At 70.8% G+C, this 16,170-nt stretch carries 15 protein-coding genes; 10 read left to right on the top strand and 5 right to left on the bottom strand.

Annotated features, from left to right (window positions below; translation table 11 throughout):
• Positions 1-9 precede the first annotated feature (9 nt).
• The 7 genes from yoaA to CSC68_RS00045 all read left to right on the top strand — a co-directional run bounded on the left by yoaA (position 10) and on the right by CSC68_RS00045 (position 6,444).
• On the top strand, positions 10-2,058 hold the full coding sequence (gene yoaA, locus CSC68_RS00075; RefSeq protein WP_162201477.1) for a DNA repair helicase YoaA: 2,049 nt from the start codon (positions 10-12) through the stop codon (positions 2,056-2,058).
• Between the two features lie 48 nt (positions 2,059-2,106).
• Positions 2,107-2,811: a tRNA (adenosine(37)-N6)-threonylcarbamoyltransferase complex dimerization subunit type 1 TsaB gene (tsaB, locus tag CSC68_RS00070; RefSeq protein ID WP_162201476.1), complete on the top strand. Its 705-nt coding sequence runs from the start codon at positions 2,107-2,109 to the stop codon at positions 2,809-2,811.
• A 226-nt stretch (positions 2,812-3,037) separates the two neighbouring features.
• Positions 3,038-3,418 carry a diacylglycerol kinase gene (locus CSC68_RS00065; protein WP_162201475.1) on the top strand — a complete coding sequence of 127 codons (381 nt, stop codon included), beginning with the start codon at positions 3,038-3,040 and terminating at the stop codon, positions 3,416-3,418.
• Positions 3,419-3,442: 24 nt separating this feature from the next.
• Entirely contained in the window at positions 3,443-4,192 is a 750-nt protein-coding gene (locus CSC68_RS00060; protein ID WP_162201474.1) for a TerC family protein, read from the top strand.
• Positions 4,193-4,268: 76 nt separating this feature from the next.
• Positions 4,269-5,156, top strand: coding sequence for a prolipoprotein diacylglyceryl transferase (lgt, locus tag CSC68_RS00055; protein ID WP_162201473.1), 888 nt, complete (start codon positions 4,269-4,271; stop codon positions 5,154-5,156).
• The gene (locus CSC68_RS00050) at positions 5,153-5,947 is read left to right on the top strand and encodes a thymidylate synthase (protein ID WP_162201472.1); all 795 of its coding nucleotides are present in this window, start codon (positions 5,153-5,155) and stop codon (positions 5,945-5,947) included. The genes lgt and CSC68_RS00050 overlap by 4 nt, the downstream gene beginning before the upstream one ends.
• 2 nt (positions 5,948-5,949) lie before the next feature.
• The gene (locus tag CSC68_RS00045; RefSeq protein WP_162201471.1) at positions 5,950-6,444 is read left to right on the top strand and encodes a dihydrofolate reductase; all 495 of its coding nucleotides are present in this window, start codon (positions 5,950-5,952) and stop codon (positions 6,442-6,444) included.
• Positions 6,445-6,454: 10 nt separating this feature from the next.
• On the opposite strand, the gene CSC68_RS00040 is transcribed toward CSC68_RS00045, so the two are convergent.
• From CSC68_RS00040 to CSC68_RS00020, 5 genes are all read right to left on the bottom strand, one after another.
• Positions 6,455-7,306, bottom strand: a complete 852-nt coding sequence (locus CSC68_RS00040; protein ID WP_162201470.1) for a symmetrical bis(5'-nucleosyl)-tetraphosphatase — start codon at positions 7,304-7,306, stop codon at positions 6,455-6,457.
• Between the two features lie 10 nt (positions 7,307-7,316).
• On the bottom strand, positions 7,317-7,703 hold the full coding sequence (gene apaG / locus CSC68_RS00035) for a Co2+/Mg2+ efflux protein ApaG (protein ID WP_162201469.1): 387 nt from the start codon (positions 7,701-7,703) through the stop codon (positions 7,317-7,319).
• 97 nt (positions 7,704-7,800) lie between these two features.
• Positions 7,801-8,574: a 16S rRNA (adenine(1518)-N(6)/adenine(1519)-N(6))-dimethyltransferase RsmA gene (gene rsmA / locus CSC68_RS00030; RefSeq protein WP_162201468.1), complete on the bottom strand. Its 774-nt coding sequence runs from the start codon at positions 8,572-8,574 to the stop codon at positions 7,801-7,803.
• A 79-nt stretch (positions 8,575-8,653) separates the two neighbouring features.
• Entirely contained in the window at positions 8,654-10,048 is a 1,395-nt protein-coding gene (locus tag CSC68_RS00025; protein ID WP_162201467.1) for a sigma-54-dependent transcriptional regulator, read from the bottom strand.
• A 51-nt stretch (positions 10,049-10,099) separates the two neighbouring features.
• Entirely contained in the window at positions 10,100-11,701 is a 1,602-nt protein-coding gene (locus CSC68_RS00020) for a sensor histidine kinase (RefSeq protein ID WP_246193394.1), read from the bottom strand.
• A gap of 177 nt (positions 11,702-11,878) precedes the next feature.
• Here CSC68_RS00020 and sucC point away from each other — a divergent pair, with 177 nt between their 5' ends.
• From sucC to CSC68_RS00005, 3 genes are all read left to right on the top strand, one after another.
• Positions 11,879-13,048, top strand: coding sequence for an ADP-forming succinate--CoA ligase subunit beta (gene sucC / locus CSC68_RS00015; RefSeq protein ID WP_162201465.1), 1,170 nt, complete (start codon positions 11,879-11,881; stop codon positions 13,046-13,048).
• 176 nt (positions 13,049-13,224) lie between these two features.
• Positions 13,225-14,100: a succinate--CoA ligase subunit alpha gene (sucD, locus tag CSC68_RS00010; RefSeq protein ID WP_162201464.1), complete on the top strand. Its 876-nt coding sequence runs from the start codon at positions 13,225-13,227 to the stop codon at positions 14,098-14,100.
• A 146-nt stretch (positions 14,101-14,246) separates the two neighbouring features.
• Positions 14,247-15,884, top strand: a complete 1,638-nt coding sequence (locus CSC68_RS00005; RefSeq protein WP_162201463.1) for an NAD+ synthase — start codon at positions 14,247-14,249, stop codon at positions 15,882-15,884.
• The last annotated feature ends 286 nt before the right edge of the window (positions 15,885-16,170 follow it).

The raw sequence follows: 16,170 nt of genomic DNA, 5'->3' as shown, positions 1-16,170 counted from the left end.
GCATCGACCATGTCACTCCTTGCCCAGGCCAGCCGCGAGGCGCTCAGTGAAGGAGGCGCGCTCGCATCGCGCCTGGACGGCTTCGCCGCGCGCCCGGCGCAGCAGCGCCTGACCGCCGCCGTCGCCGAGGCGATCGAGCAGCGCGAGGTGCTGCTGGCCGAGGCCGGCACCGGCACCGGCAAGACCTACGCCTACCTGGTCCCGGCGCTGCTGTCGGGCCTGAAGACCATCGTCAGTACCGGCACCCGCGCGCTGCAGGACCAGCTCTACCACCGCGACCTGCCGCGGGTGCGCGACGCGCTGGGCAAGGGCATCCGCAGCGCGCTGCTGAAGGGCCGCGCCAACTACCTGTGCCGCTACCGCATGGAGCAGGCCAAGGGCGACGCGCGCTTCGCCAGTCCCGAGCAGGCCAGCCAGTTCCAGCGCATCGTCGCCTGGGCCGGGCGCACCCGCGCCGGCGACATGGCCGAGATGGAATCGCTGCCGGACGACTCGCCGCTGCTGCCGCTGGTCACCTCCACGGTCGACAACTGCCTCGGCACCGACTGCCCGTTCTGGGAGGAGTGCTTCGTGGTCCAGGCGCGCCAGCGCGCCCAGGCCGCGGACCTGGTGGTGGTCAACCACCACCTGCTGCTGGCCGACCTGGCGCTCAAGCAGGAAGGTTTCGGCGAGATCCTGCCCGGCGCCCAGGCCTTCGTGATCGACGAGGCGCACCAGCTGCCCGAGCTGGCCGCCAGCTTCTTCGGCGAAGGCTTCGGCATGCGCCAGATCCAGGAGCTGGGCCGCGACTGCCTGGCCGAGTGCAAGCAGACCACCGGCGCCACCGCGGTGGTGCAGGGCCCGGTGCGCACCCTGGAACAGGCACTGCGCGAACTGCGCGCGGCGATGGAGGCGCTGCCGCCGCGCGGCACGCGTTACCGCGCCCTGACCCTGCCGGCGGTGGCCGATGGATTCGACGTGCTGGCCGACGCGCTGGCCGCGCTGGAGCAGGCCATGGAGCCGCTGGCCGAAACCTCGCCCGGTTTCGAGGCCTGCGTGGCCCGTGCCCGCGACCTGGGCGAACGCCTGCAACGCTGGCGCGATGGCGACGCCGCCTCCGATGCCTTCGCCGAACCCGGCGAGCAGGACTCGCTGGTCGAGGCGGTCGCCGGCGAAGGCGAGGGGGTCGACGCGGAGGCCCTGGCCGCCGCGGCCGCGCGCGGCGGCGAGGTCTACTGGGACGAACTGAGTGCGCGCGGTTTTCGCTGCCAGCGCACGCCGCTGGACGTGTCCGCGCCGTTGCGCCAGCACCGCGAGCGCTCGCAGGCGGCATGGATCTTCACTTCGGCCACCCTGGCGGTGGGCGGCGGTTTCAACCACATCGGCCGCAAGCTCGGCCTGTTCGACCCGCAGACGCTGCTGGAACCCAGTCCGTTCGACTGGAAGCGCCAGGCCCTGTGCTACCTGCCGCGCAACCTGCCCGAGCCCGGCAGCCGCGATTTCACCCAGGCCATGATCGCCGCGGTGCGGCCGGTGCTGGAGGCTTCCGGCGGGCGCGCCTTCCTGCTGTTCGCTTCGCACCGTGCGCTGCGCGAGGCCGCCGCCGCGCTGGAAGGCGGGCCGTGGCCGCTGTTCGTGCAGGGCCAGTCGCCCAAGGCCGAGCTGCTGCGCCGCTTCCGCGAGTCCGGCAACGGCGTGCTGCTGGGTTCGGCCACCTTTCGCGAGGGCGTGGACGTGGCCGGCGACGCGCTGAGCGTGGTGGTGATCGACAAGCTGCCGTTCGCCGCGCCGGACGACCCGGTGTTCGAGGCGCGCCTGGAAGCGGTACGCCGCCGCGGCGGCAATCCGTTCCGCGACGAGCAGCTGCCGCAGGCGGTGATCGCGCTCAAGCAGGGCGTGGGCCGGCTGATCCGCACCGAATCGGACCGCGGCGTGCTGGTGCTGTGCGACCCGCGCATCACCAGCAAGCCCTATGGCCGGGTGTTCATGCAGTCGCTGCCGCCCTTCGCCGTGACCCGCAGGATCGAGGACGTGCAGGCGTTCTTCTCCACCGCCGGGGTCGCCGCGGCGATCGATTGACCCGCACTTCCCCCTCCGTCTCCCGTTCCGCTGCCGAAGACCATCCCGATGAAACTGCTCGCTTTCGAAACCGCCACCGAGGCCTGTTCGGTCGCGCTGTACCTGGATGGCCAGGTCATCGAGCGCTTCGGGGTGGCGCCGCGCCGCCATGCGGAACTGGCCCTGCCATGGGCGCAGGAGCTGCTGCAGGAAGCGGGCATCGCCCGCGCGCAGCTGGACGCGATCGCCGTGGGCCGCGGTCCGGGCGCGTTCACCGGGGTGCGCCTGGCCATCGCCCTTGCCCAAGGCATCGCCCTGGCGCTGGAGCGGCCCCTGGTGCCGGTCTCCACCCTGCAGGTGCTGGCTGCCGGAGCCGCGGCCGACGGCCCCGACAGGATCCTGGCCGCGATCGACGCGCGCATGGGCGAGGTCTACGTCGGCGCCTATGAACGCAACGGCGGGCGCCTGGTCGCGCTGGACCGCGAGCAGGTGCTGGCTCCCGCGGAGGTGATGCTGCCGGCGGGCGAGGGCCGGTGGCAGGGCGTGGGGACCGGTTTCGCCGCCGCCGACGGACTGCTCGCGCGGCGGCTCGCCGACGCCATGGGCGGGCTCGATGCGGCGGCGCTGCCGCGCGCCTCGGTGCTGGCGCAGCTGGCCGCGGTGGCCTACGCCGCCGGCGAGGCGGTGGCCGCGGAGCGGGTCGAGCCGGCCTACCTGCGCGACAACGTCGCCCTGACCCTGTCCGAACAGCAGGCCCTGCGCGCCTCGAGGTGACATCGGCTGGCGCCGCGGCTCCGGCCGTGGCTCATGGCCTGCTGCGACTGCCAATTCCCGGGGGGGTGGCCGCCGGTCCGTTGCGCCGCGGGCCGCGGGGAGGGGGGATATGGCAAAATTGGCGTTCCGTTGGCCCGCTACCGCCTGATGACGCCCAAGTTCCGGGCCCGGCCCCACGGCCGGCTTCCTTCGTCGCCTTCCTTCCCCGTCTCCCGTGGTGCCCGCCGTGGCTGACGTGACCGGCCACCTGCCGCGCGGCCCGCGCCGCATCCTGCGGGCCGCCCGGTGGTCGTGCCAGGGCCTGGCGGCCGCCTGGCGCCACGAGTCCTCGTTCCGCCTGGAGGTCTGCCTGCTGGTGGTCCTCGCGCCGCTGGCGCTGTGGCTGGGCCAGGATGGCGTGGAGCGCGCCCTGCTGCTGGGCTCGATGCTGGCCGTGCTGGCCGCCGAACTGCTGAATTCGGCGATCGAGGCCGTGATCGAGCGTTACGGCCCCGAGTACCACGAGCTGGCCGGCCGCGCCAAGGACATGGGCTCGGCCGCCGTGTTCGTGCTGATGATGAACGTGCTGGCATGCTGGGGCCTGGTCCTCGGCCCGCGCCTGCTTTGACCCCCGCATGACTGGAATCCCCCGATGAGTTTCGAATTCCTGGCCGACCCGAACGTCTGGCTGACCCTGGTGACCCTCAGCGCGCTGGAAATCGTGCTGGGCATCGACAACCTGGTGTTCATTTCGATCGCCGTCGGCCGGCTGCCGCAGGAGAAGCGCGCATTTGCCCGCAAGTTCGGCATCGCGGTGGCCTGCATCACCCGCATCTGCCTGCTGGTCTCGCTGGCCTTCCTGGCGCGCATGCACACCGAGCTGTTCCACGTCGGCGGCATGGGCATCTCGGTGCGCGACCTGATCCTGATCGTCGGCGGCGCCTTCCTGCTGGTGAAGGGCACGATGGAGATCCGCGAGCTGATCTCCGGCGGCCACGACGACGACCCGCGTACCACCAAGGCCTCGCAGGTGTTCTGGGTGGTGATCGCCCAGATCGCCGTGATCGACATCGTGTTCTCGCTGGACTCGGTGATCACCGCGGTCGGCATCGCCGACCACATCCCGGTGATGGTGGTGGCGGTGCTGGTGGCGGTGGCGATCATGCTGCTGGCGGCCAACCCGCTGGGCAACTTCATCGACGCCAACCCGACCATCAAGATGCTGGCCCTGGCCTTCATCCTGCTGATCGGCGTGGTGCTGGTGCTCGACGGCTTCGACGTGCACGTGCCCAAGCCGTACATCTACTTCGCCATGGCGTTCTCGGTGATGGTGGAGATCCTGAACCTGATGATGCGCCGCGTGGCGCGCGCCAAGCAGGTGCCGGGCGCGGGCGAGTTCTGAGCCGGTGGCGCGTCCACCCGCGGTGGACGCGCCTTCCCTGTAATACAGTCCGACTCCGTTACCCAGGCGTGGCCCCATGATTGTCCTTCACCAGATCGACCCGATCGCCCTGAGCCTCGGCCCATTCAAGGTCCACTGGTATGGCGTGATGTACCTGCTGGCGTTCGCCTCGGCCTGGCTGCTGGGGCAGCGCAGGATCCGCGCCGGGCGCCTGCCCGGGACCGACGCCAACGGCTATTCGGACCTGCTGTTCTACGGGATGCTCGGCGTGGTGCTCGGCGGCCGCCTGGGCTACGTGCTGTTCTACGCCATGGGCGATGCGCTGCGTGACCCGCTGATGGTGGTGCGGGTGTGGGATGGCGGCATGAGCTTCCACGGCGGCCTGATCGGGGTGCTCATCGCCTGCTGGATGTGGTCGCGCCGCCAGCGGCTGCACTTCTTCGACACCATGGATTTCGTCGCGCCGGTGGTGCCGCTGGGCCTGGGCTTCGGCCGCATCGGCAACTACATCGGCGGCGAGCTGTGGGGCAAGTACACCGGCGGCAATTGGGGCGTGGTGTTCCCAAGCGGGCTGCCCGCCGAATACCAGGCGCTGGATCCGGCCGCGCTCAGGGCGCAGTTCGACGCCGGCGCGCTGGACGCGTTCGCGCGGCATCCGTCGCAGCTGTACCAGGCTTTCCTCGAGGGCCTGGTGATGTTCTGCGTGCTGTGGTGGTTCTCCAGCCGGCCGCGCCCGCGCTACGCGGTGGCGGGCATGTTCGCCCTGCTGTACGGCTGCTTCCGCTTCCTGGTCGAGTTCGTGCGCGTGCCCGATGCGCAGATCGGCTACCTGGCCTTCGGCTGGCTGACCATGGGCCAGCTGCTGAGCCTGCCGCTGGTGCTGCTGGGCCTGTTCCTGCTGTGGCGCTCGCATGGCGCGCCCGTGCTGCAGCCGGTGATCCCTGCTGATGGAGGCAAGGCGTGAAGCAATACCTGGAGCTGCTGGCCCACGTGCTGGAGCACGGCACCGACAAGCCGGACCGCACGGGTACCGGCACGCGCAGCGTGTTCGGCTGGCAGATGCGCTTCGACCTGCGCGAGGGCTTCCCGCTGGTCACCACCAAGAAGCTGCACCTGCGCTCGATCATCCACGAGCTGCTGTGGTTCCTGAAGGGCGAGACCAACATCGCCTACCTGAAGGAAAACAAGGTCAGCATCTGGGACGAATGGGCCGACGAACAGGGCGAGCTGGGGCCGGTCTACGGCAAGCAGTGGCGCCGCTGGACCGGCAGCGACGGCAGCGAGATCGACCAGGTCCGCTGGGTGGTCGAGGAGATCAGGCGCAACCCGGACTCGCGCCGGTTGCTGGTCAGTGCCTGGAACGTGGCCGACCTGCCGAAGATGGCGCTGATGCCGTGCCACACCCTGTTCCAGTTCTACGTGGCCGATGGCCGCCTGAGCTGCCAGCTGTACCAGCGCAGCGGCGACATCTTCCTCGGCGTGCCGTTCAACATCGCCAGCTACGCGCTGCTGACCCACATGGTGGCGCAGGCCACCGGGCTGGAGGTCGGCGACTTCGTGCACACGCTGGGCGACGCCCACCTGTACTCGAACCACTTCGAGCAGGCGCGCGAGCAGCTTTCCCGCGAGCCGCGGCCGCTGCCGAAGCTGCGGCTCAATCCCGAGGTCCGCGACCTGTTCGACTTCCGATACGAGGACATCGCCATCGAGGGGTACGACCCGCTGCCGGCGATCAAGGCCCCGGTGGCGGTGTGAGCATGCGCGTCGCCCTGGTGGTGGCGATGGACCGCAACCGCGCCATCGGGCGCGGCAACGACCTGCCCTGGCGGCTGCCGGACGACCTCCGGCGCTTCAAGGCCCTGACCCTGGGCACGCCGCTGCTGATGGGACGGCGTACCGCCGAATCGCTGGGCCGCGCGCTGCCGGGCCGGACCAACCTGGTGCTGACCCGCAGCGGCGCGGTGCCGTTCGAGGGCATGCAGCCGGTGGCTTCGCTGGAGCAGGCGCTTGGGCTGGCGCGCGCGCAGGGGGCTGGAACCCTCAGCGTGATCGGCGGTGGCGAGGTCTACGCGCTGGCCCTGCCGCTGGCCACCGACCTGCACCTGACCCTGGTCGACACCGCGGTCGAGGATGCCGACACGTTCTTCCCGGAATGGGATCCGGCGCAATGGCAGGAACTCACGCGCGAGGCGCATCCGGCCGACGCGCGCCACGCGCACGCCTTCGAGTTCGTCGACTACCGCCGCCGCTGAGCGGACCGGCTCATTCCTTGCGCAGGTGCGGCGGGATCGCCGACACGTCGCGGCCCGGGACCTGCTTCACGCACAGCTCGTCGCCATCCAGGCGCAGGGCGGTGAGCCTGCCGCCCCAGACCGCGCCGGTGTCGATCGCGTGCACGTTGCGGGCGATGGTCAGGCCCAGGGTGGACCAGTGGCCGCACACGATCCTCAGGTCGCGCTGGGCGTGGCCCGGCGCCTCGTACCACGGGTAGAGGCCGGGCGCCTGGGTGCCGGGCGGGCCCTTCTCGTCGATGGCGATGCGCCCGCGCGGCGTGCAGTAGCGGGCGCGGGTGAACCAGTTGATGATCGCGCGCCAGCGGTCCTGGCCGCGCAGGCCAGGCGACCAGTGCGGCTTGTCGCCGTACATGTTGCGCAGCAGCCCGCGGTAGCCGTCTCCGCGCAGCTGGCGCTGGACCTCGTTGGCCAGCTGCTCGGCCATCTGCGTGGTCCACTGCGGCGCCAGGCCGGCGTGCACCATCAGCCAGCCCAGCTCCCGGTCCACGTGCACCAGCTTCTGCCGGCGCAGCCAGCCCAGCAGCTCGTCGGCGTCCTCGGCCAGCACCACCCGCTGCAGGTCCGGGTTGACCTTGCGCTTCTCGGCCAGCGGGCGCTCTCCGATGGCCAGCAGCGACAGGTCGTGGTTGCCCAGCACCACCACGCTGCAGTCGCGCAGCGAATGCACCAGGCGCAGGGTCTCCAGCGACTGGCCGCCGCGGTTGACCAGGTCGCCGCAGAACCAGAGCGTGTCCGCGGCAGGGTCGAACCGGATCTTCTCCAGCAGCCGCTGGGTGGCGTCGTAGCAACCCTGCAGGTCGCCGATGGCCCAGGTGGTCATCGCATCGGCCTCAGTGCAGGGTCCGCGGGACGGTCAGCAGGAACGGGGCGATCGGCGCGTCGAAGCGCGTGCCATCTGCGGCCAGCATGTCGTAGCGTCCCTGCATCGATCCGTCCCCGGTCTCCAGCACCACGCCGGAGGTGTATTCGAAATCCTCGCCCGGCTCCAGCCAGGGCTGCTCGCCGACCACGCCCTCGCCGTGCACTTCCTCCACCCGGCCGTGCCCGTCGGTGATCACCCAGTGGCGCGCGAGCAGCCGCGCCGCGACGCTGCCGCGGTTGCGGATCCGGATGGTGTAGGCGAACACGTAGCGGTCGGCGTCGGGCTCGGACTGGTCCTCCAGGAACCGCGGGGCGACTTCGACCTCGATCGCGTAGGGCGTATCGGAGCGGGACATGGCGACAGTGTAAGCGAACGCTGCGTGGTGCCGGGTGCAGGAAGATCACCCGCATCGCCCCGCGCCGCAACATGCGCCCGCCGCGGCGGGCATCCGCTCAGGCGTTGGCCAGGCGCACGAAGCCGGCGACGTCGACCTGCTCGGCGCGGTCGTCCGGGCTGACGCCGGCGACCTCGAACTGTTCCGGCGTGCATACGTCGCGCAGGGCGTTGCGCAGGGTCTTGCGGCGCTGGCCGAAGGCGGCGCGCACCACGTGGGCGAAGCGGTCGCGGTCGGCGATGGCGATCGTGGCCGGATCGCGCGGCACCAGCCGCACCACCGCCGAATCGACCTTGGGCGCGGGACGGAACGCGCCCGGCGGCACCACGAACAGCGGCTGCACCTGGCAGTAGGCCTGCAGCATCACGCTCAGGCGGCCATAGACCTTGCTGCCCGGGCCGGCGCCCATGCGGTCGACCACTTCCTTCTGCAGCATGAACACCATGTCCCGGATCGCAGCGGCGTGGTCCAGGGCGTGGAACAGGATCGGCGAGGAGATGTTGTAGGGCAGGTTGCCGGCCAGCTTGATCCTTTCGCCGCCGGCCAGCGCGGTCAGGTCCACCTGCAGCACGTCGCGGTGGATGATCTCCAGCTTGCCGAGCGGCGCGGCCATCTCCGCCAGCGGGCCGACCAGGTCGCGGTCGAACTCGATCACGGTCAGTGCGCCATGGCGGCGCAGCAGCGGAAGGGTCAGCGCGCCCTGGCCAGGCCCGATCTCGACCACCCGGTCGCCGGGGCGCGGATCGATGGCCTGGACGATGCGCTCGATGTAACTGGCATCGTGCAGGAAGTTCTGGCCCAGGGATTTCTTGGGCGTGTGGCTCGTGGTCATGAGCCATTATCACCGCTGGCGTGGCGGCGGCCCAGCGGGCGGCGGTGGCGGCGCGGCCGCCAAGGCGGCCCGGGCCGCCTCATTCCATGCCCAGCTTCTTCAGCTTGTAGCGCAGGGCGCGGAAGGTGATGCCCAGCTGCGCCGCGGCCCGGGTCTTGTTCCAGCGGTTGTCTTCCAGCGCCTTCTGGATCGCCGCCCGCTCCAGCTGCTCGATGTACGAGGGCAGGGCGCCGCCGGACGGCTCGGCCGCGATGGGCGCGGCCGGGAGGGGGGCGGCTTCGGCAGGGGCCGTGGCCGCGGCGACGGTGCGCACCGGCGCCTGCGGCAGGTGCAGGTCGGCCACGTCGATGCGCTCGCCCTCGGCCAGCGCCAGGGCGCGCTCGAGTACGTTCTCCAGCTCGCGCACGTTGCCCGGGAAGGGATAGCGGGCCAGCGCCGCCAGCGCCGCCTCGGTCAGCTCCGGCGCCTCCCGGCCCTGGCCGGCGGACAGCCGCGCCAGGATCGCACCGGCCAGCTGCGGCAGGTCCCCGGTGCGTTCGCGCAGCGGCGGCACGCGCAGCTCGATCACGTTGATGCGGTAGTAGAGGTCGTGGCGGAAGCGGCCCTCGGCGACCAGCCCGGCCAGGTCCTTGTGGGTGGCCGACAGGATCCGCACGTCCACCGGGATCTCGCCGGCGGCGCCCACCGGGCGCACCGACTTCTCCTGGATCGCGCGCAGCAGCTTGACCTGCATCGCCAGTGGCAGCTCGGCCACCTCGTCCAGGAACAGGGTGCCGCCGCTGGCGGCCTGGAACAGGCCGGGCTTGTCGGCGTGGGCGCCGGTGAAGCTGCCCTTCTTGTGGCCGAAGAACTCGCTTTCCATCAGCTCGGCCGGGATCGCGCCGCAGTTGACCGGCACGAAGGGCCCGGCCGCGCGCGCGCCCTGCTCGTGGATCGTGCGCGCCACCAGCTCCTTGCCCACGCCGGATTCGCCGAGGATGTACACCGGCGCCTGGCTGCGCGCGACCTTGGCGATGGTGGTCCGCAGCGACTGCATGGCCGCCGACTCGCCGAGCAGCCGGCTGGCCTGTCCGGCCTGGGCCGGCGCGGCGGGGCGCTCGTCGTTGTTGAGCTCCAGCGCGTGCCTGACCAGGCCGCGCAGCACGTTGAGGTCCACCGGCTTGCTGACGAAGTCGAACGCGCCGGCCTTCAGCGCCTCCACGGCCAGGTCCATGTTGCCGAAGGCGGTGATCATCGCCACCGGCGTCTGCGGGTACTTGCGCGCGATCTCGCCCACCAGCTCGATGCCGTTGCCGTCGGGCAGGCGCATGTCGGTGAAGCACAGGTCGTAGCGGTGGCTGGCCAGGAGCTCGCGCGCCTCGGCGAGGTTGGCGGCCGTGTCCACCCGCAGGCCCATCCGCCCCAGGGTCAGGACCAGCAGCTCGCGGATATCACGTTCATCGTCGACGATCAGGGCGCTGCGGGCTTGATTCATGGCGTGGAACGATAGCCCAGGCGCCCGATGTCACCAAGCGTGTGATGGAAATCACATGGGCAGCATGCCGTGCGGACCGGGGAGGGTGATCCGGAAACTGGTGCCTCCATCCGGCGGCGGGACGTACTCCAGCGTGGCCTGGTTGGCCCGCGCCAGTTCCCCGGCGATGTACAGGCCCAGCCCGGTGCCGTGCTCGGAGGTGGTGAAGAACGGACGGAACAGCTGCGCCACCACGGCCTCGGCAATGCCGGGGCCGTGGTCGACGACCTCGACCACGGCGTTGCGGCCGGCGGCGGCCACCCGGACTTCCACCCGCGCCGGCTCGTCGGCGTTGCGTCCATAGCGCAGCGCGTTCTGCACCAGCGCGGTGAGGATCTGCTGCAGGTGCGCCGGGTCGACCAGGGCGTGGACCGGCTGCTCCGGCAGGAGGGCGTCCAGGCTGTCGGTCTCGATCGGCAGGGTGCTGCGGTAGTCGTCCACGAAGCGGCCCACGAACGCCACCAGGTCCAGGTGCTCGGGCTTGGCGCGTTCGCGGCGGGCCAGGCCGAGCACGTTCTCGACGATGCCGTTGGTGCGCATGCACTGCTGGTGGATGATCTGCAGCAGGCGACGGTCGCCCTCGTCGATACCGCGCGATTCCTGCAGCAGCTGCACTGCGTAGTTGATCGCCGCCAGCGGGTTGCGGATCTCGTGGGCGAGGCTGGCGGAGAAGCGGCCCATCGCCGCCAGGGTCAGCGATTCGGCCCGCCGCGAGACCACGGTGGAGTCGTCCAGGAACACCAGCGCCAGGTCGCTGTCGGCCAGCAGGCGGGCGAAGCGCGGCTGGACCTCCGGCAGGTCCGGGCGCAGCCGCAGCGGGCCGCCGTCGCCTTCGCCGCCTTCGCGCCAGTGCTGCAGGCGGCGCGCAAGCTCCGGCGCGGCGGCGGCGAGGCTGCGCTCCGGCCCCGGCCCCATTTCGCCGAGCAGCAGCAGCGCGGCCTCGTTGGCCAGGGTGATGCGGGTCTCGCCATCCACCACCAGCACGCCGGTGCGCATGCGGCGGATGACCAGCTCGTTGATTTCCACCAGGTTGGCGACCTGGGCGCCGCGGGTGTCCGCCAGCTGCTGGCTGGCGCGCGCGCGCTGCCCGATCTGGTGGCCCAGCCAGCCCAGCGCCAGGTAGCTGGTGATGAACATGGTCAGTTCGGCCAGCGGCCGCGGCGCCGGCCCGGTGCCGTCCAGCACCGCCCAGGCGTACTCGCCTGCCAGGGCCAGCGAGGCCAGCACGGCCAGGCCCAGCCCGTAGCGCAGGGGCAGGAGCATGGCGGCGGCGACCACGTTGAACAGCAACATCATCGCGATGCCGGCGCCGATGCCGGGCAGGGCGTGGGTGGCCAGGGCGGCCGCGGCGATGTCGATGCTGGTGCCGGCCAGCCCCAGGCGCTTCAGCCAGCGCTCGCGGCGGTCCAGCAGCATCAGGGCGGCGGCGGCGACCAGGTAGCCGACGGCCACGACGCCTGCCAGCGGGGCGTTGATCGGCCCGGCCAGGTCGCGCAGCGGGCTGAACGCCATGGCGGCGATCAGCCCGGCTTCCAGCACCCGGTAGAGGCTGAATGCGTGCAGTTCCCGTCGGGGAGTGGATTCGATCCGGTCGATCAGCGAAGGCTGTGGCAAACGGGGGCTCCCCGGGCTGGCGCGGCGTCCAAGTATAGGAACGGTGCGTTGGCGGGGTGGTTTTGCACGCCCGCCCCCCCTTCGGCGACAATACCGCCCCCGCCAGGCGCGCCCGCGGGCCGTTCCCGGCCCTTCCACGCCTGCCACCGGCGGCCGTTCCCCACCCATTGGTGAAGCATGAATTTCCACGAATACCAGGCAAAACAGCTGCTTGCCGAGTACGGCATCCCCGTTCCGGCCGGCAAGGTCGCCGCCACCCCGGACGAGGCGGTCGCCGCCGCCCAGGCGCTGGGCCAGGGTCCCTGGATGGTCAAGGCGCAGATCCCCGCGGGCGGCCGCGGCAAGGCCGGCGGCGGCAAGTTCTGCAAGACCGTCGACGGCGTGAAGGCCGCTGCGGCCAAGATGCTCGGCACCAAGAAGGCCACCTACCAGACCGCCGGCGTCGAGCTGCCGATCAACCTGGTGCTGGTGACCACCGCCGGCGAGATCGTCAAGGAGCTGTACCTGTCGGTCCTGGTCGACCGTGGCCCCCGCACCATCAGCTACATCGCCTCGAGCGAGGGCGGCGTGGAGATCGAGCAGGTCGCAGCCGAGACCCCCGAGAAGATCCACACCCTCAACGTCGACTTCGTCGAGGGCGTGCAGCCGTACCACGGCCGCAACATCGCCTTCAAGATGGGCCTGACCGCCAAGCAGGCCGGCCAGTTCGCCAGCATCATGGTGAACCTGTACCGCCTGTTCAACGAGAAGGACCTGTCGCTGGTCGAGCTGAACCCGCTGGCCATCCTGGACGACGGCAACCTGTACGCGCTGGACGGCAAGTTCAACAGCGACGACAACGCCAACTTCCGCCACAAGGAACTGGTCGCCCTGCGCGACAAGACCCAGGAAGACCAGACCGAGGTGATCGCCTCGGAGCTGGACATCAACTACGTGACCATGGACGGCAACATCGGCTGCATGGTCAACGGCGCCGGCCTGGCCATGGCCACCATGGACGTGATCAAGCTCAACGGCGGCGAGCCGGCGAACTTCCTCGACGTCGGCGGCGGCGCGAACAAGCAGCGCGTGATCGAGGCGTTCAAGCTGATCCTGTCCTCGGACAAGGTCCAGGGCATCTTCGTGAACATCTTCGGCGGCATCGTCCGCTGCGACATGATCGCCGAGGGCATCATCGCCGCGGTCAAGGAAGTGGGCGTCAAGGTCCCGGTCGTGGTGCGCCTGGAAGGCACCAACGTGGAAGAAGGCAAGCAGCTGCTGCGCGACAGCGGCATGGCCATCATCCCGGCCGACAACATCAACGACGGCGCCAAGAAGGTCGTCGAGGCCGTCAAGGCCGCCGCCTGATCGCCCGCGGCCCCGGAGCGTCAGCCCGGCCCGCGCCGCCCCCTTGAGTCAAGGGGGCGGGCCCTCCGCGAAGCGGAGGGACGGGGGTCGTGGAGGCACGCACCACGGACATCGGCGGGAACGCCGGTGTCCCGGATCCGGAGCCGGTTCAACAAAATTACGAAGGACTCAAAGAAATGTCCGTTTTGATCAACAAGAACACGAAGGTGATCGTGCAGGGCTTCACCGGCCAGCAGGGCACCTTCCACGCCACCCAGATGATCGAGTACGGCACCCAGGTCGTCGGCGGCGTCACCCCGGGCAAGGGCGGCACCACCCACCTCGAGCTGCCGGTGTTCAACACCGTCGCCGACGCCGTGCAGAGCACCGGCGCCGACGCCTCGGTCATCTACGTCCCGCCGCCGTTCGCGGCCGATGCGATCCTGGAAGCCGCCGCGGCCGGCATCAAGGTCATCGTCTGCATCACCGAGGGCATCCCGGTGCTGGACATGCTGCGCGTCAAGAACGTGCTGACCCGCAGCTACCCGGAGACCGTGCTGATCGGCCCGAACTGCCCCGGCATCATCACCCCGGGCGAGTGCAAGATCGGCATCATGCCGGGCCACATCCACAAGCCGGGCAAGATCGGCATCGTCTCGCGTTCGGGCACCCTGACCTATGAAGCGGTCAAGCAGACCACCGAGGTGGGCCTGGGCCAGTCGACCTGTATTGGTATTGGCGGCGACCCGATCAACGGCCTGAACTTCGTCGACTGCCTCAAGCTGTTCAACGAGGACCCGCAGACCGAAGGCATCATCATGGTCGGCGAGATCGGCGGCGACGCCGAGGAAGCCGGCGCCGAGTACATCGCCAAGCACGTCAAGAAGCCGGTCGTCGGCTTCATCGCCGGTGCCTCGGCCCCGGCCGGCAAGCGCATGGGCCATGCCGGTGCGATCGCCTCCGGCGGCAAGGGCACCGCGGAAGGCAAGTTCGCCGCGATGGAAGCCGCTGGCGTCAAGACCGTCCGTTCGCCGGGCGACCTGGGCGCGGCCATCGCCGAGCTGGTGAAGTAAGCGGGCCGTCCCCGACGGTTCGAAGCGAAGGCCGCCCCCGGGCGGCCTTCGTCTTTTCCGGGGTGGCGAAACCAGGCAGGCGGCGCATGCAGGATGCCCACGCCGCGCCGGTATCATGGGGGCCATTCCCACACCGGCTTGGCCCCATGAAGGATTCGCTGCGCATCGCGCTGGCCCAGTTCGATTTCCCGGTCGGCGCCGTCGAGGCCAATGCCGGGCGGATCGCCGGGATGATCGCCGAGGCCCGTGACGAGTACGGCGCGGACATCGTGCTGTTCCCGGAACTGGCGATCAGCGGCTATCCGCCGGAGGACCTGCTGATGCGGCCCTCGTTCCTGGCCCGGTGCCAGCAGGCGCTGGAGCAGGTCGCCGCCGGCGTGCACGGCATCACCGCGGTGGTGGGCTGGCCGGAATCGGCCGGCAGCGTGCTCTACAACGCAGCCAGCGTGCTGCGCGCCGGCCGCATCGAGGCCACCTACCGCAAGCGCGAGCTGCCGAACTACGCGGTGTTCGACGAGCGCCGCTACTTCGAGGTCGACCCGGACGGCGGTCCGTGCGTGTTCGAGGTCGAGGGCGTGCCGGTGGGCGTGGTGGTGTGCGAGGACCTGTGGTTCCCGGAGCCGATCGCCGACGCGGTGAAGGCCGGCGCACAGCTGGTGCTGGTGCCCAACGCCTCGCCGTTCGAGCGCGGCAAGCACGCCCAGCGCGACGCCCTGCTGGCCGAGCGCACCCGCGAGACCGGCGCGGCCGTGGCCTACCTCAACGTGGTCGGCGGCCAGGATTCGCTGGTGTTCGACGGCGCCTCGGTGGTGGCGGACGGCAACGGCACCGTGCATCCGGCCGCGGCCGCCTTCACCGACCAGTGGCTGGTGGTGGATTACGACACCGCCGGCCGCAGCTTCACGCCCGTGCAGTGGATGGACGATGGCGACGAGAGCATGGACGCGCTGGCCTGGCGCGCGGTGGTGCGTGGCATCCGCGACTACTGCGGCAAGAACGGCTTCAGGCGCGCCTGGCTGGGCCTGTCCGGCGGCATCGACTCGGCCCTGGTGCTGGCCCTGGCGGCGGAGGCCCTGGGCCCGGAGAACGTCACCGCGGTGCGCCTGCCCTCGCGCTATACCGCGGACCTGTCCAACGACCTGGCCGCCGAGCAGTGCGCGGCGCTGGGCGTGCGCCTGGAGACGATCCCGATCGAGCCGGCGTTCACCGGTTTCCTGCAGTCTCTGGAGCAGGCGTTCGCCGGGCAGGAGGCCGACACCACCGAGGAGAACCTGCAGTCGCGCAGCCGCGGCGCGATCCTGATGGCCCTGTCCAACAAGTTCGGCGGGCTGCTGCTGACCACCGGCAACAAGAGCGAGTACGCGGTCGGCTACGCCACCATCTACGGCGACATGTGCGGCGGCTACGCGCCGCTGAAGGACCTGTACAAGACCGAAGTGTTCGGCCTGGCCAAGTGGCGCAACACCGTCGGCGGCGCGCCGGTGATCCCGCCGGCGGTGATCAGCCGCCCGCCCTCGGCCGAACTGCGCGCCAACCAGCTGGACCAGGATTCGCTGCCGCCGTACGACGTGCTCGACGGCATCCTGTACCGCTACGTGGACCAGGAGCAGTCGCGCGAGGAGATCGTGGCCGCCGGCTACGCCGCCGAGGTGGTCGACCGGGTGCTGCGCCTGGTGCGGACCAGCGAGTGGAAGCGGCAGCAGGCCGCGCCGGGCCCGAAGGTTTCGCGGCGGGCATTCGGCCGCGAGCGGCGCTACCCGATCAGCAACGGGTTCACCGGCTGAACCGGCCAAGCCGGTGCAGGCCCGGGAAGGCCGGGCAAAAAGAAAGGTTCTTCTCCCAACTAAGGGGAGAGAGGCACACGGCCGACCCGGCAGACTTGCTGGTGTCGAAGCAACAAACTGGGGCCGGCCGTGGCCGAGTTGGATTGTATGTCTCCGCTGGGAGGCTGGGCGGGATATGGCGTAAGCCGCTGGCATCGCGAGCCGCGCGGCGGCCAACGCTGGCTGGTGATCGAGCTTGATCCGCAGGAGGGCGTGCGGCGTTGCTGCAGCGGCTGCGGCCAGCCCG

The sequence above is a fragment of the Pseudoxanthomonas suwonensis genome, assembly GCF_010093235.1.
Lineage (GTDB): Bacteria > Pseudomonadota > Gammaproteobacteria > Xanthomonadales > Xanthomonadaceae > Pseudoxanthomonas > Pseudoxanthomonas suwonensis.
The sequence above is the reverse complement of the archived record's forward strand: the minus strand, read 5'-3'. Positions and strand labels throughout refer to the sequence as shown.